This window comes from Kosakonia oryzae (genome assembly GCF_001658025.2).
GTDB classification, from domain to species: Bacteria; Pseudomonadota; Gammaproteobacteria; order Enterobacterales; family Enterobacteriaceae; genus Kosakonia; species Kosakonia oryzae.
In genome coordinates, this window is sequence record NZ_CP014007.2 from 4,267,751 (window position 1) to 4,291,956 (window position 24,206).

20 protein-coding genes and 1 pseudogene are annotated in these 24,206 nt (G+C 54.4%); 7 read left to right on the forward strand and 14 right to left on the reverse strand.

The genetic code is table 11. The annotated features are described in order from the left end of the window. Window positions 1-69: 69 nt before the first annotated feature. The 8 genes from AWR26_RS20320 to AWR26_RS20355 all read right to left on the reverse strand — a co-directional run bounded on the left by AWR26_RS20320 (window position 70) and on the right by AWR26_RS20355 (window position 10,798). Window positions 70-1,323, reverse strand: coding sequence for a hypothetical protein (locus AWR26_RS20320; RefSeq protein WP_139227848.1), 1,254 nt, complete (start codon window positions 1,321-1,323; stop codon window positions 70-72). Further along, a complete protein-coding gene (locus AWR26_RS20325) occupies window positions 1,320-2,066 on the reverse strand; it encodes an outer membrane lipoprotein-sorting protein (RefSeq protein ID WP_064568305.1) in 747 nt (248 codons plus the stop codon). Before AWR26_RS20325 ends, AWR26_RS20320 begins: the two co-directional genes overlap by 4 nt. Continuing rightward, window positions 2,059-3,306, reverse strand: coding sequence for an ABC transporter permease (locus AWR26_RS20330; protein WP_244256208.1), 1,248 nt, complete (start codon window positions 3,304-3,306; stop codon window positions 2,059-2,061). The genes AWR26_RS20325 and AWR26_RS20330 overlap by 8 nt, the downstream gene beginning before the upstream one ends. Continuing rightward, window positions 3,306-3,989 (reverse strand): ABC transporter ATP-binding protein, encoded by a 684-nt coding sequence (locus AWR26_RS20335; RefSeq protein WP_064568307.1) that lies wholly within the window; start codon window positions 3,987-3,989, stop codon window positions 3,306-3,308. The genes AWR26_RS20330 and AWR26_RS20335 overlap by 1 nt, the downstream gene beginning before the upstream one ends. A 207-nt stretch (window positions 3,990-4,196) precedes the next feature. Next, a complete protein-coding gene (locus AWR26_RS20340) occupies window positions 4,197-5,810 on the reverse strand; it encodes a cyclic peptide export ABC transporter (protein WP_064568308.1) in 1,614 nt (537 codons plus the stop codon). A gap of 29 nt (window positions 5,811-5,839) precedes the next feature. Next, complete coding sequence (gene fhuB, locus AWR26_RS20345) at window positions 5,840-7,813, reverse strand: Fe(3+)-hydroxamate ABC transporter permease FhuB (protein WP_064568309.1); 1,974 nt, start codon at window positions 7,811-7,813, stop codon at window positions 5,840-5,842. Then, window positions 7,806-8,672: an iron-siderophore ABC transporter substrate-binding protein gene (locus tag AWR26_RS20350; protein WP_244256209.1), complete on the reverse strand. Its 867-nt coding sequence runs from the start codon at window positions 8,670-8,672 to the stop codon at window positions 7,806-7,808. The genes fhuB and AWR26_RS20350 overlap by 8 nt, the downstream gene beginning before the upstream one ends. Next, window positions 8,666-10,798: a TonB-dependent siderophore receptor gene (locus AWR26_RS20355; protein ID WP_064568310.1), complete on the reverse strand. Its 2,133-nt coding sequence runs from the start codon at window positions 10,796-10,798 to the stop codon at window positions 8,666-8,668. Before AWR26_RS20355 ends, AWR26_RS20350 begins: the two co-directional genes overlap by 7 nt. A 180-nt stretch (window positions 10,799-10,978) precedes the next feature. On the opposite strand from AWR26_RS20355, the gene AWR26_RS20360 reads away from it, so the two are divergent. Continuing rightward, a complete protein-coding gene (locus AWR26_RS20360) occupies window positions 10,979-11,722 on the forward strand; it encodes an AraC family transcriptional regulator (protein ID WP_064568311.1) in 744 nt (247 codons plus the stop codon). Between the two features lie 68 nt (window positions 11,723-11,790). On the opposite strand, the gene AWR26_RS20365 is transcribed toward AWR26_RS20360, so the two are convergent. From AWR26_RS20365 to AWR26_RS20375, 3 genes are read right to left on the reverse strand one after another with little or no spacing between them, the layout of a single operon-like run. Next, window positions 11,791-12,606, reverse strand: a complete 816-nt coding sequence (locus tag AWR26_RS20365; protein WP_064568312.1) for a carbohydrate ABC transporter permease — start codon at window positions 12,604-12,606, stop codon at window positions 11,791-11,793. Beyond that, complete coding sequence (locus tag AWR26_RS20370) at window positions 12,606-13,478, reverse strand: carbohydrate ABC transporter permease (RefSeq protein ID WP_064568313.1); 873 nt, start codon at window positions 13,476-13,478, stop codon at window positions 12,606-12,608. The genes AWR26_RS20365 and AWR26_RS20370 overlap by 1 nt, the downstream gene beginning before the upstream one ends. Window positions 13,479-13,535: 57 nt before the next feature. Then, a complete protein-coding gene (locus AWR26_RS20375) occupies window positions 13,536-14,876 on the reverse strand; it encodes an ABC transporter substrate-binding protein (RefSeq protein WP_064568314.1) in 1,341 nt (446 codons plus the stop codon). Window positions 14,877-15,403: 527 nt separating this feature from the next. Here AWR26_RS20375 and AWR26_RS20380 point away from each other — a divergent pair. Next, the gene (locus AWR26_RS20380) at window positions 15,404-16,003 is read left to right on the forward strand and encodes a GNAT family N-acetyltransferase (protein ID WP_064568315.1); all 600 of its coding nucleotides are present in this window, start codon (window positions 15,404-15,406) and stop codon (window positions 16,001-16,003) included. Between the two features lie 12 nt (window positions 16,004-16,015). Then, window positions 16,016-17,107, forward strand: coding sequence for an ABC transporter ATP-binding protein (locus AWR26_RS20385; protein WP_064568316.1), 1,092 nt, complete (start codon window positions 16,016-16,018; stop codon window positions 17,105-17,107). 268 nt (window positions 17,108-17,375) lie between these two features. On the opposite strand, the gene AWR26_RS20390 is transcribed toward AWR26_RS20385, so the two are convergent. After that, the gene (locus AWR26_RS20390; protein WP_064568317.1) at window positions 17,376-18,497 is read right to left on the reverse strand and encodes an ROK family transcriptional regulator; all 1,122 of its coding nucleotides are present in this window, start codon (window positions 18,495-18,497) and stop codon (window positions 17,376-17,378) included. 28 nt (window positions 18,498-18,525) lie between these two features. Continuing rightward, window positions 18,526-19,392: a BadF/BadG/BcrA/BcrD ATPase family protein gene (locus AWR26_RS20395; RefSeq protein ID WP_064568318.1), complete on the reverse strand. Its 867-nt coding sequence runs from the start codon at window positions 19,390-19,392 to the stop codon at window positions 18,526-18,528. A 281-nt stretch (window positions 19,393-19,673) separates the two neighbouring features. Between AWR26_RS20395 and AWR26_RS20400 the strand changes: the two genes are divergently transcribed. Together AWR26_RS20400 and AWR26_RS20405 are read left to right on the forward strand one after the other, a co-directional pair. Further along, window positions 19,674-20,825, forward strand: coding sequence for a Gfo/Idh/MocA family protein (locus AWR26_RS20400; RefSeq protein WP_064568319.1), 1,152 nt, complete (start codon window positions 19,674-19,676; stop codon window positions 20,823-20,825). A 395-nt stretch (window positions 20,826-21,220) separates the two neighbouring features. Beyond that, on the forward strand, window positions 21,221-21,526 hold the full coding sequence (locus AWR26_RS20405) for a hypothetical protein (protein WP_064568320.1): 306 nt from the start codon (window positions 21,221-21,223) through the stop codon (window positions 21,524-21,526). Window positions 21,527-21,543: 17 nt separating this feature from the next. On the opposite strand, the pseudogene AWR26_RS20410 reads toward AWR26_RS20405, so the two are convergent. After that, a pseudogene (locus tag AWR26_RS20410) lies at window positions 21,544-21,862 on the reverse strand (transposase); the annotation flags it as partial. Window positions 21,863-22,052: 190 nt separating this feature from the next. On the opposite strand from AWR26_RS20410, the gene AWR26_RS20415 reads away from it, so the two are divergent. Both AWR26_RS20415 and AWR26_RS20420 read left to right on the forward strand, forming a co-directional pair. Beyond that, window positions 22,053-23,264 (forward strand): PfkB family carbohydrate kinase, encoded by a 1,212-nt coding sequence (locus AWR26_RS20415; protein WP_064568322.1) that lies wholly within the window; start codon window positions 22,053-22,055, stop codon window positions 23,262-23,264. A 16-nt stretch (window positions 23,265-23,280) separates the two neighbouring features. After that, window positions 23,281-24,204, forward strand: a complete 924-nt coding sequence (locus AWR26_RS20420) for a dihydrodipicolinate synthase family protein (protein ID WP_064568323.1) — start codon at window positions 23,281-23,283, stop codon at window positions 24,202-24,204. Window positions 24,205-24,206 lie beyond the last annotated feature (2 nt).

Below are 24,206 nucleotides of genomic sequence, written 5' to 3' on the forward strand. Positions count from 1 at the left end.
AAGTTTCCACTCATATTTCTCTGCATTAACCTGTTTCCCTGCTTTATTCCGAAAATTATATCATATTGATTAGAAATTTCCTTTAAGATTTATAAAAATCAAATCCCGATCCGGCATGTTGGCATACACGGAATTTCCCGCACCGGTATAAAATCGGCTTGCCAGTTCAATCTTCATATCAGATTCTCCTGACTCATACACCGGGTATGAGAGCCTTGGGGTTGCGACCAGACCACCATCAGTTGGCGAAACCAGTAAATCCAGGCTGGGTTCTAATTTTTCAAGCCACAAATATTTGGGATGTAAAGCAGACATATTCATCTTAAAGTGCAGCATGATGTTCTGTGCAACTAAACTGGTATTGTCCAGCCCCCAGGAATAACTGCTGGCCAAACCTGTTGTTGCCGGATGCTGCGAGAGTTCCTCTGCGCGCTGAAGCGCCTTTTTCCACATACTCTTATCCCAACTACGCCCGTCGTACCAATATTCACCGATAATATTCAAACCCGTGGTATTGGCCCAATTGAAACCCAGCAAAAATTGATACGAATCATTACTTGTTCCCCACCTGACCGGCTCATACATATCGCCTTGTTTATAAGACTGATAACGCTGCGCATAGGCAAACGAGCTGTGCAGCTCCAGTGCCGGCGTCAGGACAGCAACGACGGAACCCCCAACAGTACCGCGATGAACCTGATCAAAGTACATCACTCCCTGGAGTTCTGTACTCCCCACCAGGGCATAGCGCCGAAGACCGATGCCGTGCTGTTTTTCCGCCAGCCGAGCCTGGTCCGTATTGGTTGAGGCCCAGGACTCATCGGTTGCCACCAGTTCCCATTGACCGACACCGTCAAACCAGGACGCCGTGGCCGCGCCAACACCTTCGTCCACCTGTATCCCTACCGGGTTGCGCTCGTACGACTTAAAAATATCCAGGGGGCGAAATCCGTACCCGACATCCCAGTCCAGCCGTTGCTTCCCGATGCTTAAATCAAGCGGCACACCTGCCAGTTCGGTTTCTGGCTGCCAAAATAACTCCTGCACAATCAACTTCTTAGAAACGGAGTCCTGACTATCTGTTGTTAACAGATTATTGCCTTCCAGGGCAAAGGTCCCGGTTACGCTGTTCCACTCGGCCGTTGCCGTGACCAGCGAATCCAGAGACTGTATCGACCCGCCAGAAGTGTCGTTTAACAGCGTGTGGCGGTATTGCTCACTTTCTAAACTGCTTTGCCATGTCCAGTTAACATCGAGTTTAGCTTCAGCCCGCGCACCAACAATCAGCATGGATAAGAGACATAGACGACCCGGAGCGGTCACAGATCTACCCTTGGCTGCTGAATTAAATAGGCCGGATTGTAATATTTTTCATCCAGCTGCCAGGGCACGACATTCTGGTAATCAATAACCGTTTGTTTCTCCGGCTGTATGCTATCCAGTAATGTCATTGAAACTATTTTTTGCGGATGAAGCGGATTATCCGCGGTAAAAATGGCCTGCTTCGCCATCTTTTGTGATAGCAAATAGAGGTCTGCTTTTAGCGGGAAATCGTTCGTTGCATCCAGCCATAACTGAATTTTTGCGTAGGTTTCACCTGCCGTTTTTGCTGTCAACTCAAGGTGATTCGCCATGACGTGCTTATTTTGTATCACGATATCCTGCGTCCCTTGCAGCGTTCCCTGATAATGTTCGCTCCAGTTGAGGGTAGAAATATCACCGACGGACGCATTGCCAAGGAGTTTTTGTATGGGCGTGATTCTGATTGGCCGACGACTTTGCGGCATCAATAGCCAATAATTATCACCGAGCATCAGTAATTTCTGACCCTCCTCGGCTTTCGATTTAAATAATACCAGTGACTCGCGCATGGGCCGGATATACACATCGTACAATCTGGTCGTATCGAGCTCATTATTTTGGTAGAGCTTAACCACGGTGGTTACTTTTGCATAAGGCTCTCTGGAACGATATTGATCCGCTTTTGTGAGCATCTGTTCGACTGTTTCTGCCTGAGCGGAAAAAGCAATTCCCGCGGCGAATAACAATGCCAATATTTTACGCATAAATCAGTGCCTCAATGATCGGTTTCTTCACACCTTTTCGGGCGGCAAACCACGCAACAACAAAACAAATAATGGCGACGGCGAGCGCCACGCTGATAAACAGCTCCGCAGAGAAATAAATATGCAGCGGATAACTTTCTGTTCTGCCCGGCGCAGGCGGCATTCTGATATCAACGACCGTTAATAACAGCGCCAGCGCCGCAGATAATCCGCCGCCCACCATTGCTCCGCACATTGCCATTAATCCCGCTTCCAGCAAAAAACCGCGAATAATTTCCTGTGGATAGGTACCAAGCGCAGCCAGCGTGCCTATTTCACGGGTTCTTTCCGTTACCGACATGGTCATGGAGTTAAATAGCGCGGCGAAGACAACCAGCGCCATTACGCCACCCATAATGGCGAAAATGCGGTTGTATAAATTTTTAACGCCATCATAAAAGACCGCTAATTTCTGCCACGGTGTCGCGATCACCGGTTCTGCCAGTTTTAGGGTATGAAGTTTTGCTTCGATCTGTTTTTGTAGCACCGGGGTTTGTGGTGTTTCAAATAAATAGACCGACAGCGTACTGACTTTATGCGTGGCAAGCAGCGCCTGCGCGGCGGCAATATTGATGTAAAGCTGCCGTTTATCAAGATCCGGAACGCCGGTAGAAAAAATGCTCTGCACTTTGAAATCCATAGCATTAAGCACACCGTCCGTGGTGGTTGATAGCAGTGTCACAACATCGCCAACGGTCACTTTCAGGTTTTGCGCGAGGTTCGCGCCCAGCATTACCTCAGGATCGTCTTTTGCTGCGGGATCGTCACGCTTGGGAGATAATGGTTTCCCGGATTTCATTGCCAGAAACTCACCTTTAATAGCAAATTCCTGAGGATCAATTCCGGTTCCCATATAAATGGTCGATTTTCGTCCGTTGCTGATTAAACCATTAAATTCAATTCGCGGCAGAATGGCATGAATTCCCGGAATTGAAACCAGTGTTTTACCGATCATGGAATAGTCAGATAAGCCATTATCCAGCGGGATCTCTTCTTCCTGCGCAAAATAGTTCGGCTGACTCAGCGTAATATGACCTATGCTCATCGCCGTTTCCTTCATCAGCGATTGATAGGTATACAGGCCAAAGCCGCCAATACAACATAATGCAAAGACCACCACGGCGATAATCAGAATTGACAGTGTCGATCGCCGGCTATTACGTTGCAGGTTGAGCCATGCGCTTTTAATACTTATGGGCATCAGGCGTTCCATTGGATCTCCTCAGTGGAGATAAGCCCATCAACCAGATTAATATGTCTGTCGCATTGGCTTGCCATCCGTGGGTCATGCGTCGCGATCACGAACGTGGTGCCCATTTCATGACCGAGCGTTTTCATGATCTGAATAATCGTGTTGGCGGAGTGGCTGTCCAGGCTGGCTGTCGGCTCATCGGCAATCACTAACCGGGGTTGATGTACTAACGCTCTTGCAATCGCTACACGCTGTTGCTGGCCGCCGGATAAACGCTCCGGACGATATTGCAGAAAATCTTCCAGCCCGACTTTCGCCAGCATTTGTTCCGCTTTTTCTTTTTTTACTTTCGTACTGAATTTATTCAGCGTTAAGGGATAAGCGACATTTTCAAAAGCGGTCATTACCGGAATTAAATTGAAACGCTGAAAAACAAAACCCAGACTGCTTCGGCGTAATGCGGTAGCTTCTTTAACTTTGCGGGGAAAAGGTGTGCCATCAATAAATGCACTTCCCTGATAGTTCATATCAAGCATGCCCAGGATATTCAGCAGGGTACTTTTCCCGGAACCCGATGGGCCACACAGCGCCACCATTTCTCCCGGGTGGATTTCGCCATTCACGCCACCTAATGCCTGTACCGTTTGCGACCCCAGCCTGTAGTCTTTTTTAATGTCAGAAAATGACAACATAGCCATTCCCCTTGTAGATGCATGAATTAATGGCATTCAATCTAAGGAGTGTCGCCAGCAAAAACTACAGCATGTGACGAACGGCAATAAGCGGGGATGAAAGGTAATATAACGGGATGAACTGTAACGCTGCGCGCCGGATGCGGGCCACCGTGGCCTTGCTCTGCCAGCAAGGCCAGCGGCCGCAGCCAAAGCGGAGCGGCGTTGTCACCCTGGCGGTGAAGCGTGTTCGACAATCTGGCCCGACTCCAGCTTAATCAGCCGATCCGCCAGATGGAAATAGCGATCGTCATGGGTAATGGCGATCACGGTTTTCCCCTCGGCTTTCAGCATCGGCAGCAGTTCGAGATAGAAAACGGCCTTAAACTCGGGATCCTGGTCGGCGGCCCATTCATCGAACAGATAGATCGGACGCTCCTCCAGCCAGCTCTGCAACAGGGCCAATCTTTTGCGCTGCCCCTGCGAGAGTGCGACGGTAGAAAAGCGTCCGTTGCGAAAGCTGACTTTATGGCTAAGTTTGAGCAGATTTAGAAGATGCTCCACCTGCTCCTGTGTCCGATCGGTGACGAACGCGACATCATCAAACAGAAAGAAATCGCTGAAGATCACTGAAAAGTGCTGACGCCAGTACTGCAGATCGTCTGCCGCGACGGGCTTGCCATTCAGCCACAGTTGGCCGCTGTCAGCGGGGAAGATCCCCACCAGCAAGTTTGCCAGCGTGGTTTTACCGCTACCGTTGCCACCGACGATAAAGACTCGTTCTCCTGGCGTAAAGGTCAGGCTCAGCGGGCCGAGGGAGAAACGTTCCCCGTCTTCACCCTGATACTGGTAGTGAATATTCTCCAGCGCCAGCGAGGTAAAAGGCTCTGCCGCGTGCGTTTTCGGCGAAATTTCCGGGCTTAATCCGGTTCTGAGTTGCTGGACCCGCTGCATAGCGATCCGGGCGCCTGCGATGGCGGGCAACGCAGAGAGGATGCCTTCCACCGGAACCACCATATACAAGAAGACCACGATATAACCGGTCAGCGTTCGGGTATCGAGCACCAGCACGTCACGCAGCCCAAAAAGCACCAGGCCGATAAAGGCAAAAAACAGAATACTGCCCCAGCTACTGGCCAGACCGTACAGGACGTATCCCCGGGTACGCTCCCGGCGAACGGCTTCAATGGTATGGGACAACTCAACGCCAACAAACTGCTGGCGGCGCATGATATTGAGCCTGAACTCCCTGGCGCCATCGAACAATTTTTTACACTGCTGAATCAGCGTATCTTCCCGCTGACGTGACGTGCGCAACAGCCCCATTGCCGGGCCCTGAGCCGCGCGATAGCCGAAACTTCCCAACAGGATGGCAACGATAGCCAGCAGCAGAACGCTCAGCGACAGATTGCCAAGATAGATAAGGCAGCCAGCGATCACTGCACCATAGATACAGAGGTTGGGCAGGCTAACAAAAAAGACCACCAGCGTATCGAGATCCTGCGTCAGTGCCGATAACGCTTTCGCCATTCCGGCCTTTTCCAACTGCAGCCAGCTGGTTTCACTGATGTTCCGGACCAGTTGTTTACGCAGGCGGGCTTTCACTTTCTGGCCCAGCGACATAAATGTCGTCTGAGAGATAACCCGGGTAGTCAGCATCAGCAGGGTCAGCAGAGCAAAGTCGCCCCCGGGGCTGAACCAGGCGGCGGACACAGGCTGGTTAAGGCTGTGGTTAATCATTGCCAGCAGGGTAGCATTACAAAAACCGCTGATCAGTCCAGCGATCGTGGCGAGGATCAGCCAGCCTCGTACCATCCTGAAGACCATTATCAATACCGACATCTGTATTCCTTTCACTTTATTCACACTCGTTATTCAGCCTGCCGGGATACATTGCCCCGCAGCAGTGGCCATATCAGCAGCGGGACACCAATCAGCGAGGCGACCAGCCCTACAGGCAACTGACGTGGATAGAGGCCATTGCGCCCAATCCAGTCGGCAAACGTCATGATGGTGGCGGCCAGCAGGGCTGCGGCATAGAGCTGCGAGAGCGGTGTTTTGGCACCGAGCCTGCGCGCCAGATGTGGCCCCAACAGGCCAATGAACGATACCGGTCCCACCAGTAATGTCGCCAGCCCGGTCATGACGGCGGCCAGGCTCAGGACAGCAACCCGCGCCAACGGTAAAGAGACGCCGAGCGAACCGGCAATACTGCCCATGGGTAACAGCAGCAGCCAGCGGCGAAATAGCGGAACCACGGCCAGCAACAGCAGCGTCGATACGAAGAGGATCTCTGCCAGCGGCGCGCTGATGTAGTAGGTGCTGCCGGTCATGAGCGGCAGCAACATGGCGCTTGCCTTGAGATTATTGAGCATCACCAGGCTGACGGTGGCCTGACAGAGAGCATTCAGCGCCAGCCCATTGAGCAAGACGCGCTGCGGGTTGAACGCTCCGCGACGGCTATTCCACAACGTCAGCAGCAGACTGAGCGTTGCCCCACTCAGGCTGCTCAGTAGCAGCCCGCCGCTGCTGGCGGGGAAAAGCACAACCCATGTCATGACGCCCATGGCGGCACCGCCTCCAATACCCAGTACCTCCGGGCTGGCCAACGGATTGCCGCTGACCCGCTGCATCAATACGCCAGCGCCCGCTAACAGCGCGCCAGCGCTGAGCGCCGCCATCAGCCTCGGCACCCGCAGCGGCAGCAGATGGGCGAGTTCATCCGGGCTGGCCCAACGCCACTGCCGCAGGCCGTGGCCCATATAGAGTGATACCACCACCGCCAGCAGGAAAAGCGTGCCGGAGACCCAGAACAATGCGGCACCGGCGGTTGCTGGCGCAACGGGCTCCGGCCCCGTTACTGGAGACGTTCCCGGTCTGGAGAAACGCGCCAGCAACATCAGCAGCGGGCCGCCAGTCACCGCTGTGAGCATACCGACGGGCAGTAGCTGGCCATTTGCCAGCGAGACCCGCGCAACGCACTGATCGGTAAACCACAATAGCCCGGCTCCCAGAAGTGCCGTATGTAGCAGCATCTGGCGAGATGTTCGCGCGCCGCCGAAGCGGGCCAGATGGGGCGCTGCCAGGCCGAGAAAGCCGATCACGCCAACAGCATTAATGGTGAAGGCGCTCATGACCAGCGCCAGCAGAACCGCCATACTCCGTATGCGCAGCGCCGAGGCACCAAGGCTATTGACCATCGTTTCCGGCAGTTGCAGCAGCGCCAGCGGCCTGAGCATCAGCAGCAGAACGGCAAAAGCGGCGGTCAGAGGGAGCAAAAGATCGCGCAACGGCTGGCTGCTCTCAACCGCCAGCGAACCGCCGCCCCACATCAATACCTGCAACAGAAAGCGGTCATTGATGATGGCAATAAGCAGGGTGAGCGCTCCGCACCACAGATTAATCATCATCCCCGCCTGTACCATCACCAGCGGAGACAGACGCTGCCGCCAGCTCAGCAGAATGACGGCCAACAGCGCCGCAAGCTCGCCAGCTATTGCCAGAGCCGGGCGGGCACTGGCGAGCAGCGCAGGAAACCACAGTGAAGCGAGCCCCATCGCCAGCGTAGCCCCGGCTGTCATACCGAGGGTAATAGGTTCTGCCAGCGGGTTACGTAACGCGCGCTGCATCAGCCAGCCGCAAATTCCCAGTGTAGCGCCTGTAAGCAGCGCCATCCCTTGTCGGGGGAACCACATGCTGCGCAAGATAATCGCCGACGAAGAGGGGGATGTGGCGCCGAAGAGCGCGCTGAAGCCGCCCTGGCGGTGGAGTTCTGACAGGGCCATCAGCGCGGCAGTTAGCCACAGCAACACAATCAGCGCCCAGCCACGGCGAGTACTACTCATTTCGCCACGCCTCTATTCTGTCATTCAGGAGTGTCGCGAAGCGCCCGGCCGTGATCAGTGCGCCCGTATCGCTGAACTGCGTGTTCAGCAGATTGAGGTTCTGCGGACGCGTCAGGGGCAACTGCTGCCACAGAGGGCTCTGACGCCAGCGTTGCATCGCGTCGCACTGATCTTCTGGCACAAACAGCAGTAGTTTGGCAGGCGTATCAGCTATGCGGGTCAGCTCGACCAGCACGCTGCCTTCCGCCCCCGCACTGCCGCGCCAGGCATTGCGCAACCCGCAGGCGCTCAGCACGTTGCCGGGCAGGCTGTCGGCGGTGCAGAGCCGCAAATGCAGAGTGTCAACGGCGGTGCCGAGAAAGACCGGCAGCTTCACCTCGCGCCCCTGCCGCGCGATACGATTGAGCGTTTGCTGCAACTGCGCAATCAGGGCGGAGGCCTGCTGCTGGCGATCAAATTTTGCGCCAAGCTCCCGGGTGGCGGTGATAAATCCCGCCAGGGTATGCGTCGGGAGCGTAAGCGTGGGGGCGATCTTTTCCAGCGTGGGTTTCAGCAATGCGTGCTGCGGCGTTATGACGATCATATCCGGTTTGAGCGCCCACAGCGTCTCCAGGTTTGGCTGAAATAACAGCCCAAGATCCACCACCGACTCCGGCAATGGCGGCACCGGAATCAATTTGCGATACCACGCCGGTGCGGCAACCGCCGCTGGCGTGATGCCCAGAGCCAGCAGCATCTCCGTCAATCCCCAGTCCAGCACCGCCAGCCTCGGCGGTGCGGAGGATTTCCCCGCCCAACTGATGAGCGGGGTGAGCAACGTGGCCAGCAGCAGCTTTCGCCGGGATAACATCGTTACCATGCGTAGCTTACCGTCGCGACGTACTGACGTTTAAGCGCGTATTCGCAGCCGAGGTTATTACATGAAGCGATGTAGGTTTTGTTGCCGATATTGTCCGCATTGAGCGCCAACTGCCACTGGCGCCACTGATAGGCGACCCGGGCGTCGTAGACAGTTGCCGCCGGAACTTTCAGGGTGTTGCTGGTATTCGCGTAACTGGTGCCCATATAGCGCACTCCCCCGCCAATCGAGAAGCCATCAAGCGCGCCGTTAAAGGCGTACTGGCTCCAGAGTTTCCCCGTATTGCGGGATACCCCCACCGGGTGTTTGCCCTGGGTGCCGTCATTAGCGCTGCGGACCGTCTGGCTAATCAGGTTCCAGGAGCCCAGAACCGTCCACGCCGGAGTCATATTGATGCGCCCCTCCAACTCAAGCCCCTGGGAGCGGACCTCTCCGGTCTGAATGCTAAAGCCAGGATGATCCGTGTCGGCGGTGGCCATGTTAGTTTCGCGCAGATTGTAGAGGGCAACAGTAAACAGCGCATCCAACCCCACAGGATCGTATTTCAGGCCGATCTCACTCTGTTTCCCACGGGTCGGTTTAAACGGATGACCGTTGTAATCATTGCTGCTGCTGGGAACAAATGAGGTGGAGTAGCTGATATAGGGGGCAAGCCCATTATCAAAGTGGTAGAGCAGACCGGCGCGTCCGGTGGTGACATAGTCATTGCGCTCCGTACGGCTGTCGCTTAACAAATCGATATTTTTGGTTTTGGCATCGTCATAGCGGCCAGCAAGACTCAGGATCCAGTTATTCAGCTCCATCTGATCCTGCAAATAGAAACCGGTCTGGTCGAGAGTATTGTGCGTACTGCTGGTATAAGGCGTGTCGTCTACCGAGGTGTTGTAGTCCGGATCCAGATAGTTGATGGAGCCAGCATCACCGTACCCCGAGCGGCTGCGCACTGAGGTATGTATCCGATCGATACCGGCCAGCAGGGTGTGCTGCACCGGCCCGCTCTGCAGATGCAACTCCGCCTGGTTATCCATCGCGAAGTTAGACATCGTCTCTTTGATGTTCATCGTGGCGCGATCGACCAGCGGCGCATCCGCGTGTATGCCCACGGGATAAACCATCCGATAGCGACCGGTACTGCTGAGATAGCGCACATTCTGCCGGAAGGTGACAATATCGTTGAAATCGTGGCGGAACTGGTAGCCCACGCTGCCCTGCTCGCGTTGATACTTATCGTAGCCGGGTTGACCAATGTAGGTGTCCGTGGAGATTTTACCGAACGGATTGTGCGTCAATGTGCCGGAAGTGGGCATCTGGTTGTAGAAGCCGCTGTCCGGATCTTTACGCAACTGAGACAGGAGCGTCAGCGAGGTCTGCGCATCCGGCTGCCAGGTAAAGGAAGGCGCGATGTCATAGTGCTGATAGCGGGTATGCGCCACCTGGGTTTCGGTGTCGAAGAAGGTTCCGGCGATGCGTCCGAGCAGCGTTTGAGACTCATTGAGTGCGCCGGTTGTATCGATCCCCGTGCCAAACTGATTGTGATTGCCACTACTGACGTAAATCTGGCCCGCTGGCGTGGCCTGCGGCATTTTGCTCACCATGTTAACGATGCCGCCGGGATTCGCCTGACCATACAGCACGGACGACGGCCCTTTTACCACCTCAATACGTGACAGCAGGAACGGCTCCCAGGCGGGACGGCTCCACCAGGCTTCTCTGGGCAGGCGCAGACCGTCGAGATATTCATCCGCTTCGAAACCGCGCACGATGATCGTGTCAAAGCGGGTATCAGCACCCGAATTTTCCGAAGTAACGCCTGAGACATAGCGCAGCGCTTGCGGAATATTTCTGGCGGCGTGCGTGGCGATCTCAGCCTGAGTCACGACGGAGATACTCTGCGAAGTCCGGCTGATGGGTTGATTGGATTTGGTCACTGCTGCGGCATTATGTGCCACCAGCGTATTCTCATCCTCTTCCCCCTGAGAGGCGGCAGCGCTGACCACCAGCGTCTCTTCTTTTGTGTTACCCTTCCCGAGGTCGGCAGTAAAAGCATGCCCGCTGTATCCTGCAATGATGCTTAACACCATCACTTTCAATGAGTTATCCCTGAATAAATGACCTGTGTGTTTCATAGCACTTCCGCTTGTTATTAGAATTGAATGGAAATGATAATTATTCAACTTCAAAAGAGAAGCGGAAGCATGGCAGAATGGCGCAACTCAAGGCAAGAGTGTTGCCAGGCAGACAAAGCTTGTCTGCCTAATCAGCAATCAGGATAAAAAATGGTTTGAATCGGACAAAGGGCATGGCAGATGACATCTCAGCACGGCATTGACGGTATTCGCCAGTTGCAGTACGGCAGAGGCGGTGAAGAACCCGTCCACCAGCATCCTCAGGGGCAACTTATCTGGGCACGTCGCGGCGTGGCGAAAATTGTTACGCCGCAGCATATCTGGCTGCTGTCACCGGGAAGAGCAATCTGGATACCTGGCGGGATCCCGCACGGGCTGCAGGCCATTGATAATGTGGTCACGCATAATATCTATTTTAATCCTGCATTTTCGCAGCGCCAGCCCGCTCAGTGCCGGGGGAGCAGCGTGACGCAGCTACTCGATGCGCTGCTGGATGCCGGGCTGGAGGCATCGCTCTCCGCTGAACGCACCGGGCTGATTTATGGGCTATTGAGCGACGAATTCCGCCGTTTAGCGCCGGTGGAACTCTGTCATATTACGTTGCCAGCCGACCGCCGGTTGCGGCAAGTGTGCGATATCCTCTGCCGCCAGCTCGATCACGGAGAGACGCTGGCCTGGTGGGGAAAGAAAGTCGGGGCCAGCGAGCGCACGCTGGCGCGACTGTTCCGGGAAGAAACGCGACTGAGTTTCTCCGAATGGAAGCAGCAGCTACGGCTGATGGAGGCCGTGTGTAATCTGGCGCGCGGCAGCGCGGTGACACAGCTTGCCAGCGAGCTGGGGTATGCCAGCCCCAGCGCGTTTATTGCTATGTTTCGTAAAAAACTGGGCGTGTCACCACAGCGTTATCTGCAGGCGGCACGCTAAGCCTAACCTACTGTAAATAGAGCTGTTTTAGTTCCCTGCCCTTTTTGAGATGGTACCACCTTAGGGGCTTATTTCACCGCGCCTTCGGTTACGCCACTGATAAATTTACGCTGGAATATCAGGAATACAGCCACCAGAGGCAGTATGACGATCATCGCCCCCGCCATCAGCACCGGGATATCAATGGTGTTTTTATTCTGGAAAAACATCATGCCGATCGGCAGGGTTCGTAGTTCATCTTTGTTCACCAGAATCAGGGGGATCAGGAACTCGTTCCAGGTCCAGATAAACAGCAGCAGCGCCAGCGTCGATAACGTTGGCCAGATGGCGGGCACCAGAAGGCCCCACAGAATTTTACGCCGTGATGCGCCGTCCATCACTGAAGCTTCCACTAACTCGCGCGGCACCTGTTGTAGTGCCGTAGCGATCATCAGCGTGGTAAACGGTAGCGACAGGGCAATCTGCGGCAGAATCAGTGCCAGGTAAGTGTTGGTCAGCCCCATCCAGCGCAGCTCGTGATACAGCGGAATAATAAAAGCTTCGCTCGGCAGCACCATGCCAAGACCAAGCAGCGCTGCCACCACCTTTTTGCCGGGGATCTTCAGCCAGGCAAAGCCAAAACCGGCCAGAATGCCGAGCAGAATGCTGCAAATCACCACCGGGATCACCACCAGCACCGAGTTCATAAAGTAAACGTTGAAATGGCCCTGCTGCCAGGCAGTGACGTAGTTTTTAAAGTTGAGTGACGCAGGCAAGGTAAAGACGCCCTGGAACAGCTCCATCTGGGTTTTGAATGAGGTCATCAGCGCCATCAGGAACGGCAGAATGGTCATCAGCGCCACGATCCAGATAAGCGCACGAAAAACGGCTGGCGTGCCACGCATCAGTGACGCTCCCGAATAGCAAAGTGGATTAACGCGTTGATCAACAACACAATCATCATACTGAATACCGCAACGGCCGAGGCATAGCCGAAGTAGTGCAGGTCAAAGCCCTGCTTATACATAAAGAGATTGGTGACCATGGTTGAGGTGCCCGGCCCACCCTGCGTCATCACGTAGACCAGATCGAAGGCTTTCAGGCTGGCGATAACCGTCAGCAGCAGCGCGATACGTAACTCGGGGCGCAGTGACGGCAGCGTGATACGCATAAATTTTTGCCGCCGCGAGGAGCCATCCAGATCGGCCGCCTCCAGCAACGAGGGATCCATGCGCTGCAATCCCGACATAAACAGCACCAGGCAAAAACCGAAGAAATACCAGGTCGCTACTATGCCGACGGCAGGCAATGCCCAGTTGAAATCCCCCAGCCATGACAGCGCCAACTGCGGCAGACCAATCGCACGCAAAAACTGGTCGATCGGGCCAAATGCCGGGTTGTACAACCAGCGCCACACCACGCCAAGAACCGCCATCGGCATGATATACGGCAGGAAAAAGAAGATGCGCAACAGGCTACGCTCGTTATTATTGCGCGTTTCATACAGGAAACTGCACAGCAGCAAACCAACACTAATCGGCAATAGCGTATAGAACAACATCAGCAATGCGTTGTTGCCCAGCGCCACCCAGAACACCGGATCGCTGAACATACGCAGGTAGTTGCTGATGCCGCTGAAGACTGGCACGGAGGTGCCATCCCAGTCGGTAAAACTGATACCCAGCGATGCCAGCAACGGCACCAGCAGAAAAACCGCATACACCAGCACTGCGGGTAGAAGGTAGAGCGCATTGCGCCAGGCAGATTTGTTCAGCATAACCGTACTCGCTTGCAGGCCTGTCAGCGGCCCGGCATCACTGCCGGGCCGGAATTATCAGTGCTTCAGGGTTTTCAGGTAGCGTTGATAGTTGTCGTCGAACCTGGCAACCATCTGGTCGGCGGTTTGCCGCCCGGCCAGAAGTTGCTGCACATTCTGATTCAGTTCGGCGTTCATGGTCGGGGTCGCCCAGTCCACGTAATGACCGAGGCCATCATGCTCGTTCAGCGTTACCCACACCTGGTAGGTCTCGGCCAGTAACGGGTTATCCGCCGGGATTTGCGCATTTTTGCTGGCGCTGGCGGGCAGGAAGCCCACTTTCAGCCAGCGGTTCGCCATCTCATCCGACACGATATAGTCGATGAACTTTGCGGCGGCATCCCGCTGCTCTTTGGTTTTCGCCGTGCTGGTGATGGAGTACGCGAGGTCAGTTCCTCCCACCATCAGCGCGTGCTGCACGCCCGCGCCCATTGGCATCGCAGCAAAATGAATATCTTTATTATCTTTGAATTGCCCCAGATACCAGGTACCGCTCACCAGGAAGGCGGCCTGCCCGTTCTGGAACAGAGTGGCGGCATCGTCATGGCCAATCCCCTGGTAGCCGGTGAAGAAATAGCCTTTGTCGTTCCAGCTTTTCATCATGTTGGCGGCCTTCACCAGCTTGTCATCTTTAAAGGTACCGCCCACATCGTAAATCAGGTCATCGAGTTTTTTACGATCGCTGCTTTCGATCTGCGCTTCCCAGAGAGTACTGAGCAGTTGCTGGCCCATGTTGCCATCCAGCAACCCCAGCATCATTGGCGGGGTGCCCTGCGCTTTCAGCTTTTCCATCGCCTGTTCCAGCTCAGCGAGAGTTTTTGGCACGGCGACACCGGCTTTATCCAGCAACGCTTTGTTGTAATACAGGCCAACCATTTCACCGAGGCTGGCGACGCCATACAGTTTGCCGCTGCCGAAGTCCTGATTATCGGACCAGCGGTTACGTTTCAGGATTGAATCCGGGAAGCGCGTTGTCCAGCCGTAGGTTTTGGCGTAATCATCCAGCGGCCAAAGCAGCTTGTCTTTCACCAGAGAGCCCATGTCGCCACCGCCCTGGTTAACCTGGGCGATCTGCGGGCCATCACCCGCTGTCAGCGCCAGTTTGAGCGGGATACGGGTATCTTCGAAGGAGTGCACAGAACGCTGGATGACAATGCCAGGATTCTGCTGCTGAAACACTTTGATCGCTTCATCCACCGCTTCTGTCTGCTGCGGATAGTTATAAATGTCCCACTCATTCAGGGTCACCGCCTGCGCCGAGGTCATCGCTGCGCCGAGCAGCACCCCCGCGGAAACCAGACGAGACAGGGTGCGAAGAGAGCTACAGAAGTACTGCGAACGTACGGTTGAATCACACATAATGCTCGGTTTCTCCAACAGATGACTGGCATCCCTTCATCTCGGCACCCGCAGTTCCCGCAGGCTGATTCAGCAGAAATAACGCTCATATCCATACTTACTTTATGAAAAAAATAAAGTCAAACCTGTACAGCGAGTAATTTTTGCTCTGTGATGCAGTGCGAAAAGTGAGAAGAAAAGTGGGGTAATCAGCAGGGAATGCTGCTTAATTAGCCAGAATGCCGATGCAACCGGTCACGCTTTACGTAAGCTCAGCATAATTCACTCGTGCTTTTAAACTGCATTAACTCACTGATAGAGCATATGAAAATCGTATAGTTATGAATACCGCTCACGAGTAAATGTTAAAAAGCTCGCGGATTAAGGGCTTGCCGCTGCATCATTGCCGCATTGTCGCGTTGCTGGTCATGCGCTGTGGTTATGTTTAGCGTTTTCTTTGCAGGGCAACGCAATTATTACATCTTGAAAACTAAGTACGCTTTCATTACCGTAAAAACTGTCTATCTCCTGACCACAGAGGCACCACCATGACGGCTGAAGCTGTTATTCGTCACGCTACCGGGGCGGATTTTCCCGCGCTCTCGCGTATTTGTTTAGAAACCGCCAATGCCGGAAAAGACGCGACAGCGCTCTATTCTGACCCCGCCCTGCCCGGCCTGCGCTTTGTGATTCCCTACGCTCGTTTTGCGCCGGATTTCGCACTGGTGCTGGAACAGCAAGGCGAGGTGGTCGGCTATGCGGTGGCCGTACCGGATACCCGTGCCTTCGAGGCGCTGCTGAACCAGCAGTGGTGGCCGATGTTGCAGGCGCAATATCGTGGCTATCCGGCCAGCGCCCCGCTCGACAGCAAAGTTCTGGATACCCTCTTCCAGCCGGAGACCGCCGCCGATCTGTTGGTAAGCCAGTGGCCAGCGCACCTGCATATCAATCTGCTGCCATCCGCTCAGCAGGGTGGCTGGGGGCGCAAACTGATTGAGCAACTGCTGGCGTTGCTGCGCCAGGCGAATGTGCCCGGCGTGCACCTCGGCGTTAGCCTGCAAAATGAGCAGGTTTGCGGTTTTTATCAGCGCCTTGGCTTCACGCCCATCGTGCGCAGCAACGCCATTTATATGGGCCAGTTACTTTAAGCGAGACACAGTATGACCAGCCTGCATCTGCAAAGCGTTAAGAAGTCTTACGAGCAAGTGAACGTGATTCACGGTATCGATCTCACCATCAACAGCGGTGAATTTGTGGTGTTTGTTGGCCCCTCGGGCTGCGGAAAATCGACGCTGCTTCGCATGATTGCCGGGCTGGAGGAGATCAGCGATGGCAAGCTGCTGATTGAGGGCGCGGATATGACCCACCAGCCAGCGACCGAGCGCGGTATCGCCATGGTGTTTCAGTCCTACGCGCTTTACCCGAATATGACGGTGCGCGGCAACCTCGCTTATCCGCTGGAAGTGATGAAGCGTCCGAAAACCGAGATCGCACAGGCCATTGCGCAGACTGCGGAGCGCCTGCATCTGACCGAGCTGCTTGATCGTCTGCCACGTGCTTTGTCAGGCGGGCAACGTCAGCGCGTGGCGATTGGGCGCGCTATTATTCGCCATCCGCGCATTTTCCTGTTTGATGAACCCCTGTCGAATCTGGATGCTGAGCTACGTTTGCAGATGCGTATCGAAATCGCCCGGCTGCACGCCTCATTGGGTAATACCATGATTTACGTCACCCATGACCAGCTGGAAGCGATGACGCTGGCCGACCGTATAGTGGTGCTGCGTCAGGGCCGTATTGAGCAGGTCGGTGCACCACTGGAGCTGTATCACGATCCGGACAATCTGTTTGTCGCCGGATTTATTGGTTCGCCAAAGATGAATTTCTTACCCGCAGAAGTGGCCGCCATCGCGCCTGGCGAAGTGCAGTTGCGCGTGCCTTCTCTCGGCCTTCCCGCATTAACCATGAAGATTGACGCTGCCTGCCAGGAAGGGCAGAAAGTGACGCTTGGCGTACGTCCCGAACATTTTCAGCCGGCCAGCTCAGCCAGCGCGCCGTTAAGCTTTAGCGCACCGCTGTCGTTCAGTGAGATGCTGGGCCACACCAATTATCTTTATCTGGATGTAGGCCTGGAGCGGCTGCTGGTGATTGAGGAGCGTAACGTGGCAAGCCATGAGATGGGTGAGCCGGTGCGTTACCAACTGGATGCGGGGAGTTGTTTGTTGTTTGATGAGGGGGGAATGCGGTTGCGGTAAAAGGCGCTACACGTGCAATAGCGGCGGTTGAGCGCCATGGAGCTTCCACCCGCAAGGCATTACGGAATTTCACTCCCGCCTTGCAGCGCAGCCTGAGTTCGATATTCAACCGAACTCAGGTTGATACATTCATGATTGTAATAGCGGATGTACTCACCTATGGCTTAGTCAGCATCCAACTTTTGCGGGCGAACCGCGGCCTGCAGCAGCCTTCGCCTGAGGAGAACGAAACCCGCGAATGCCAGATAACGCGATACAGTGCAAATTTTTACGACGCTATTTCTTCATCCGCCTGTGCAGCCAGCAAATCCAGCAATTTATTCACCGCAAAACCCGCCGCACCCTGTGCCCACATTCGATTTGATTCGGTAATAAACTGCAACGGCGTCATATGCGGCGTCAGTTTCAGGCGATAGGTCTGGAAACTCTGGGTGATATTATCCAGCAAAATGCGCGATGCCATTTGTGGCTCCATCGCCAGATAGACCACATCGGGATCATAGGCAATCGACAGGTTTGCCAGCGACATACCCAACTGATGCCCGGCCTCCGCCAGCGCGCTCAGCACCTCCTGCGTCGGGCGCATATCCAGATCGCGCAGCGCCTGCGGCACCTCATCTTTCAGCGTGGCGGCCACCCGTTGCAGAATCGCTTGCGATGAAGCGACATCTTCCAGCAGGCGCTCGGAGCCATCCCCCAGCAGAGCATTGCCAATCTCACCCGCTTTACCATGACGGCCGCGATAGAGCTGGCGATCGAGCAGAATACCTGCGCCAATCCCTTTGCCAAAGGTGGCGATAATTGCCGATTGCGCATGACCAAGCTGACCAAATACCAGCGCCGCCATCGCTAAAGCGTTGGCGTCATTTTCGATAAATACCGGCAGCGAGAAGCGCTCCTCCAGTAGCATGGCAATCGGAACGTTATCCCAGTCCAGCACGCGTGAGCGCACGCAATAGCCATTGCTGGCATCCACCAGACCAGACAGCGCCAGGCCAATGGCGCCCACCTTTCTGTTCTCCACGCCGCGCAGAAACTTTGCCAGCGCATCACCCAGTTGTTTCGGTGTCATGGCCCCGGAAGGCATTTGCTGCTCACCGATAATATTGCCGCCCAGGTCGGTCAGCACAATCAGATTACGTTCCGCATTGAGCTGGATGCCGATCACGCTGGCGTGGTCGGGATTAAGACCGAGCAGGGTTTTGGGACGCCCCATCGAGACACGTCGCAGCCCCAGCTCCTGTACGATGCCCCCGGTCAGCAGGCGATTAGTGGCCTGCGAGACCGTTGACATACTCAGGCCGCTGCGCACTTTGAGATCGGACTGGCTGATCGGCGCATTTTCGACAATCAGCCGCAGAATACGGGCAGTTACGTTCGGAGCAATCATGGTTCTCTTTTTCAGCAGAATGAAAAGGTTATGCGGGTTGGTTCATACTGAACTGGCTGGCAAGCCGTAGCGCACCGCTCAGCGCATCGCCCTGCGGAGGCACCAGTAGTGCGGCGATATCCGCCGGAAGCCAGGGCTGGATCGGCGCGGCCAGGCCCCCCATCAACGCCAGCTTACCGTGGCTGCGCGCCAGTAGCGGCTGTATCATCAGTGCGATATCCGCAGCGGTTTGCTGAACCAGCGCGGCGCCATGCACGTCATCCGCATGCGCAGCGGCGAAAACGTCCGGCACTATCCGCCCCCAGTCGGCTGGCGTTGCCTGACGTGACCAGATTAGCATCTGTTCCGGGCTGTCGTGGTAATGCGCCATGATGCGTTGTGTCAGCGCCGAGGACGGCACAATGCCTTCATGGGCTAGCAGCGCCAGTCGGAGCGCACGCTGCCCCAGCACCGCGCCTGAACCCGCATCGGAGAGGGCAAATCCCCAGCCGCCGAGCAGGGTAAACTGTGTGCCATCCCACGCCGCGCCCTGGCTGCCTGTGCCGGTGATAAATACCGCCCCTGGCGCGCCATTATGCGCCCCGGCGCAGGCCGTTTCGACATCGGTAAAAACATAGCGCGACTGGCAGACCGGCTGCCAGCTCTCCAGACGTGCTTTGACCGAGGCGACATTCGCCCCGGCGAGCCCCGCCACCAGCACGGTTTGTGCCCGCGCCGCTGCCGGTAACGCCGCCTGAGTGAAAAGATCGTCAATCACCCGCTCGATAGCGTCAATCGCCGCTTCAAAGTGCGACCAGACATTGGCCGGCCCGCCGCGCGCTTCCGCCAGCAATTGTCCCTGAGCGTCGGTGAGACGTCCACGACAGCGCGTACCACCACCATCAATACCCAGCATCAATGACTGCACGCGCTTCCTCCTGCCCGGCACCGCTCGGAATGACCTTTTATAGATGTGCGAAAGATAGGGTAAAAAAACTTAAATCGCAATAACAAATAAATATGGAAGATACAACACCAAATAAAAATGATTAAAATCATATAAATAATAAAAATCCCGCTTTTTGAACTCAGGATACTCATTGACATTAGTTTTTCAGCCGTAATAAGTTAGCGGTCAGATTATCAGCAGCCTGACGGGTCGGGCAGCGAACAGGCAACGGGCTTCAGGGGTATAACATGAAAGTGGGCATTATTGGTCTTGGCTTTCGTCTTTCCCATGTGGTGAAAGAGTTCAGCAAAGCCGATACAGAATTCTCAGTAGTGGGTTATGTTGATCCGGCTCCGGCGGGTTTACCCAATCTTCACACCTTCGGTATCGATCCCGGCAAGGCATTCGACAGCATCGACGCACTGTTGAGCCATGGCGGTTTTGATCTGCTGTTGATCGGCTCACCGAACTTTATGCATCTTGAGCATATTCGTCAGGGACTGGCAGCGGGTTATACCGTCTTCACCGAGAAGCCGGTGGTCATCAATGAAGAACAGACGATGTCGATGGCGCGGCTGGTGCAGCAGTATGGTCACGAGCGTATTCTGGTCGGTCTGGTGCTGCGCTACTCGCCGCTGTACCACGACCTGTTGATGGCGCGTGATGATAAACGCCTCGGAGAGATTACCTCCATCGAAGCCACCGAACATATCAAGCCATACCATGGAGCCTTCTTCCAGCGCGACTGGCGTCGGCTGGAGAAATACGCCGGTCCGTACATTCTGGAAAAATGCTGTCACGATATCGATCTTTATCAGGGCTTAGTGGGTGAGCGCCCGGTACGCGTCGCCAGCTTTGGTGGCCGTAAATCCTTTACCCCGCAACACGCGCCGCAGGGTGCCGTCACCCCTGATTCCGAGGTGTATCATATCAAGCCGAGCGGCTGGTCCAGTACCGACGCGGTGTTTGATAGCGACGCCGATATCGTCGATTACCAGACAGCCATCATTGAATACGCCGGTGGCGCCACCCTGGCCTTTCACGCCAACCTCAACGTGCCGGATGAGTTCCGTCGTTTCTGCGTAATGGGCACCGACGGCATGGCGGAAGGTGATTTTGTGCGTAACTATTTCCGCGTGCATAACGCCCGTACCGGTGAGCGTGAAGTAGATACCACTTACAGCGGCAACGCTTACGATGGTCACTATGGTGCTGATGCGCTGATGGCCGAAGAGATTGTGAAACACATTAAACAGGGAACGCCGCTGAAAGTCACGGTGGTGGACGCACTGGAAGCCGGACTCACCGCGATTAAAATCGACGAAGCGCGAAAATCGAAAACCGTGGTGGATATGACAGAAAGCTGGAAACAATTTGACGCCAGCCTGGGGAAAAATTAGCCCGATAACGGCCACAGTCTCGCGATCCCCCTAATCGCGAGCTTTATCATGGCGGTACAGACTGGACATCTCCTTTACCGGCCTCCTGGCCGGTTTTTATTTCTCACGCAAAACCACATGAGCAGGTCAGCAATAGTTTTTCGTTTTGTCTGACACTATTCAGGGTTTGCAGCAGTGTCTATCACACCCAAACCCGATATAGATGACGGGAGTGAAATAGCGCGCATGACTCTCGCGTCGATTCATCGTGAATAGCGGGCATAAGAGAAATTAAATCATTCATCAATCGTTATCAGAAAAAACGTAACATGTGTTTTTTTGCATAAAACACTCTTATCGCTTTTTGTAAGTTAGTTATGTTTTTTAACTATTTCCGAATGATAAGGTGACGCGCAATGAAACAATTAAGAATCTATACATTAAAAGATAAAGAAAGTGCAGAAAAATATTTCCGCACTTGTTGGCCAAAACATATGGTGAGCTTACCGAAGTTTGGCATCTTCATTAACAGCGTATATCTGGGTGCTAATGAGCAAGCTAATCAGGTTATCGCGGTGGTCACTTTCCCTGAAGAATGCGATGTTAACCTTTTAAATCGCCAATATATGCAAAGTCAGGATTTTAGCGAAGATATGCGTGGATTCACTATGACAGATATAGTTCGGGTTGATGAAATTGAAATTAGCGAAACGCTTTTTTAACAGCTTTTATTGCAATAGCTGACCGGCGTTGCCTCACACATAACTGCCACAGTTTTCCGCTTCTGTCTGTCGTCAGAACTTTCGGCCCATAGACACCTGAAGCGCCTCCTTATCCAGCATGGCTTCAGCGAGCAGCGTCCTGAGGAGGACGCTCTCTTCTTCATGTGCCTTAAGGCGTTTGACTTCAGGCAATTCCATGCCGCCAAACTTCTTGCGCCAGGTATAAAAGGTGGCGTCTGAAATAGCATGCTTGCGGCAAAGTTCCCGGGCCGGAACGCTGGCTTCGGCCTCGCGGAGAATAGTGATGATCTGTTCGTCGGAAAATCGCTTCTTCATGGGAGGTCCTCATGTGGTTTATGAAGCCATTACTGACATCGCGGAGTATTAATCAACGGGGCAGGCCATGTATCTGATAACCCATTTCATCATTTTTGTTTGCTTCCGTTCTGCCTGAAAACATGGGATTAATGTCACTCTTCCGGCTTTGGTCAGTTCGTATACTGCAAGAGTGCTATCGGGGTCCATTATGTTTCTTGAAGAACGTAGAAAGTCTATTTTGCAATATTTAGATGAGCACGAGCGTGGCTATGTGAATTATTTTGCTGCGCATTTTAATGTCACGAAAGAAACGATACGCAGTGATTTAAATACTCTTGCAGAGATGGGTCTGGTGCAGCGCTGTTACGGCGGAGCAATTATTTCACGCCGTAGTTTGCTGGCTGAACTTATTTCTGAAACCGGTGATAGTTTTGAGGTGCTACTGCAACCTATTAATCACCGGAAATCACCCAGTGATGAGCGACAGAAAGGAAAATTTATGCAGGGCAAGGTATGTGTATTTGGTTCGTTCAATGTTGACATTGTAGCTAAAGTTGAACGTTTCCCACGGGGAGGAGAGTCGCTAATGGCGCTGGGCAGCAGTCTGGGGCCGGGCGGGAAAGGGGCTAACCAGGCAACGGCCGCCAGTAAAGCCGGTGCTCAGGTGCACTTTGTCGCAAAGGTGGGTAAAGATCAGTTCAGTAATTTAGCCGCGGATCACCTAACTCGCTCTGCCATTCACTCTTACACGCTTTATCAATCTGAGAGTGAACCAACCGGTAATGCGATTATTTATGTTTCTCAGGAAAATGGCGAAAACATGATTGCCATTTATTCTGGGGCAAATAAGACTATTACCCACAATGAAATTCAGGCAATTATTCCGGAATTATCTTCGTCTGACGTGTTATTGGTTCAACTGGAGAATAATTTCGATGCCACTCACTCGATAATTAAGATCGCTCACGAACTGGGTAAGCGAGTGATTCTGAACCCGGCCCCTTATTCTGCTGAAATTATACCCAGCATTCCCTTTGTGGATGTCATTACGCCGAACGAAACGGAGGCGTCGTTATTGTCGGGTATCGACATTACCGATCTTGATACGGCAAAAGAAGCGGCTCTGCGCATTGCCGAACTGGGCGCCAGTAAGGTGCTGATTACAATGGGGTCGCGTGGTGCACTGCTGCTGGACAACCGCCAGTTTAGCCATATTCGCGCCTTCCCTGCCGTCACCGTGGATACCACCGGTGCTGGCGATGCTTTTAACGGTGCGCTAGCCGCCTCGCTGGCCGCCGGAAACAGTCTGGTGCAGGCCACAACCTGGGCCTCCGCCTTTGCCTCTCTGGCCGTTGAGCTGGAAGGGGCATCCAACATGCCTGATTTCGAACAGGCAAACGCACGACTCCGTACCCTTTGAACTCAGGAAAAATAATATGAAAACGATCAACGGTATTGTTCCGGTAATGCTGACGCCATTTACAGCTGACGATCGGATTGATTATCCGGCGCTGGCGAAATTAATCGACTGGTATCTGGAGAAAGGGGTTGATGCGCTGTTTGCCGTCTGCCAGTCAAGCGAAATGCAGTTCCTTTCTTTAGAGGAACGTGTTGAGCTGGCGCGCTTTGTGGTACAGCACGTTAATGGCCGCATTCCGGTTATCGCCTCTGGTCATATCAGCGACGATATTGAAGCACAAAAAACCGAGCTGCTGGCGATGGCGCAGACCGGTATTGATGCTCTGGTGCTGGTGACCAACCATCTCGATCCGCGAAACGAGGGCAGCGAAGTCTTCTACGCTACGCTCAATACGCTGCTGGAAACGCTGCCGACCTCTCTGCCGCTCGGCCTTTACGAGTGTCCGGCGCCATATCGCCGCCTGCTAAGCGATGATGAATTTACCTGGTGCGCCAATAGCGGCCGTTTCATTGTGCTGAAGGATGTGAGCTGCGATCTGCTGACCGTTGAACGTCGCGTACGTCTGGCTCAGGGGACGCCGCTCAACGTTATTAACGCCAACGCGGCGATTGCCTGGCCGGCGATTCTGGCGGGTTCGCAGGGCTTTAGCGGCGTGTTTACCAACTTCCATCCTGAGCTGTACAGCTGGTTATGGCGGGAAGGGAAAAAGCAGCGCGCGCTGGCCGATGAACTGGCGATTTTCCTCTCGCTGGGGGCCGTGACCGAAACGCTGGGCTATCCGAAAAACGCCAAAATTTATCATCAGCGCCTCGGGACCTTTGACGGCATCACCTGCCGGGTTAACAAGGATGATGTGCTGAATAAGTTTTGGGGGCTGACGGTGATCCTCGACCAGATTCGTGCCGGAACCGAACAATGGCGTCAGCGTATCGCTGGCTAAGC

Bases quoted from the DNA above. Each gene is read 5' to 3' on its own strand.
- AWR26_RS20365 (WP_064568312.1), bottom strand. From the start codon at position 12,606: ATGCGTGGCACGCCAGCCGTTTTTCGTGCGCTTATCTGGATCGTGGCG.
- AWR26_RS20350 (WP_244256209.1), bottom strand. From the start codon at position 8,672: ATGGTAACGATGTTATCCCGGCGAAAGCTGCTGCTGGCCACGTTGCTC.
- AWR26_RS20400 (WP_064568319.1), top strand. From the start codon at position 19,674: ATGAAAGTGGGCATTATTGGTCTTGGCTTTCGTCTTTCCCATGTGGTG.
- fhuB (WP_064568309.1), bottom strand. From the start codon at position 7,813: ATGAGTAGTACTCGCCGTGGCTGGGCGCTGATTGTGTTGCTGTGGCTA.
- AWR26_RS20370 (WP_064568313.1), bottom strand. From the start codon at position 13,478: ATGCTGAACAAATCTGCCTGGCGCAATGCGCTCTACCTTCTACCCGCA.
- AWR26_RS20340 (WP_064568308.1), bottom strand. From the start codon at position 5,810: ATGTCGGTATTGATAATGGTCTTCAGGATGGTACGAGGCTGGCTGATC.
- AWR26_RS20390 (WP_064568317.1), bottom strand. From the start codon at position 18,497: ATGATTGCTCCGAACGTAACTGCCCGTATTCTGCGGCTGATTGTCGAA.
- AWR26_RS20420 (WP_064568323.1), top strand. From the start codon at position 23,281: ATGAAAACGATCAACGGTATTGTTCCGGTAATGCTGACGCCATTTACA.
- AWR26_RS20405 (WP_064568320.1), top strand. From the start codon at position 21,221: ATGAAACAATTAAGAATCTATACATTAAAAGATAAAGAAAGTGCAGAA.
- AWR26_RS20360 (WP_064568311.1), top strand. From the start codon at position 10,979: ATGACATCTCAGCACGGCATTGACGGTATTCGCCAGTTGCAGTACGGC.
- AWR26_RS20355 (WP_064568310.1), bottom strand. From the start codon at position 10,798: ATGAAACACACAGGTCATTTATTCAGGGATAACTCATTGAAAGTGATG.
- AWR26_RS20385 (WP_064568316.1), top strand. From the start codon at position 16,016: ATGACCAGCCTGCATCTGCAAAGCGTTAAGAAGTCTTACGAGCAAGTG.
- AWR26_RS20380 (WP_064568315.1), top strand. From the start codon at position 15,404: ATGACGGCTGAAGCTGTTATTCGTCACGCTACCGGGGCGGATTTTCCC.
- AWR26_RS20330 (WP_244256208.1), bottom strand. From the start codon at position 3,306: ATGCCCATAAGTATTAAAAGCGCATGGCTCAACCTGCAACGTAATAGC.
- AWR26_RS20325 (WP_064568305.1), bottom strand. From the start codon at position 2,066: ATGCGTAAAATATTGGCATTGTTATTCGCCGCGGGAATTGCTTTTTCC.
- AWR26_RS20375 (WP_064568314.1), bottom strand. From the start codon at position 14,876: ATGTGTGATTCAACCGTACGTTCGCAGTACTTCTGTAGCTCTCTTCGC.
- AWR26_RS20415 (WP_064568322.1), top strand. From the start codon at position 22,053: ATGTTTCTTGAAGAACGTAGAAAGTCTATTTTGCAATATTTAGATGAG.
- AWR26_RS20335 (WP_064568307.1), bottom strand. From the start codon at position 3,989: ATGTTGTCATTTTCTGACATTAAAAAAGACTACAGGCTGGGGTCGCAA.
- AWR26_RS20395 (WP_064568318.1), bottom strand. From the start codon at position 19,392: ATGCTGGGTATTGATGGTGGTGGTACGCGCTGTCGTGGACGTCTCACC.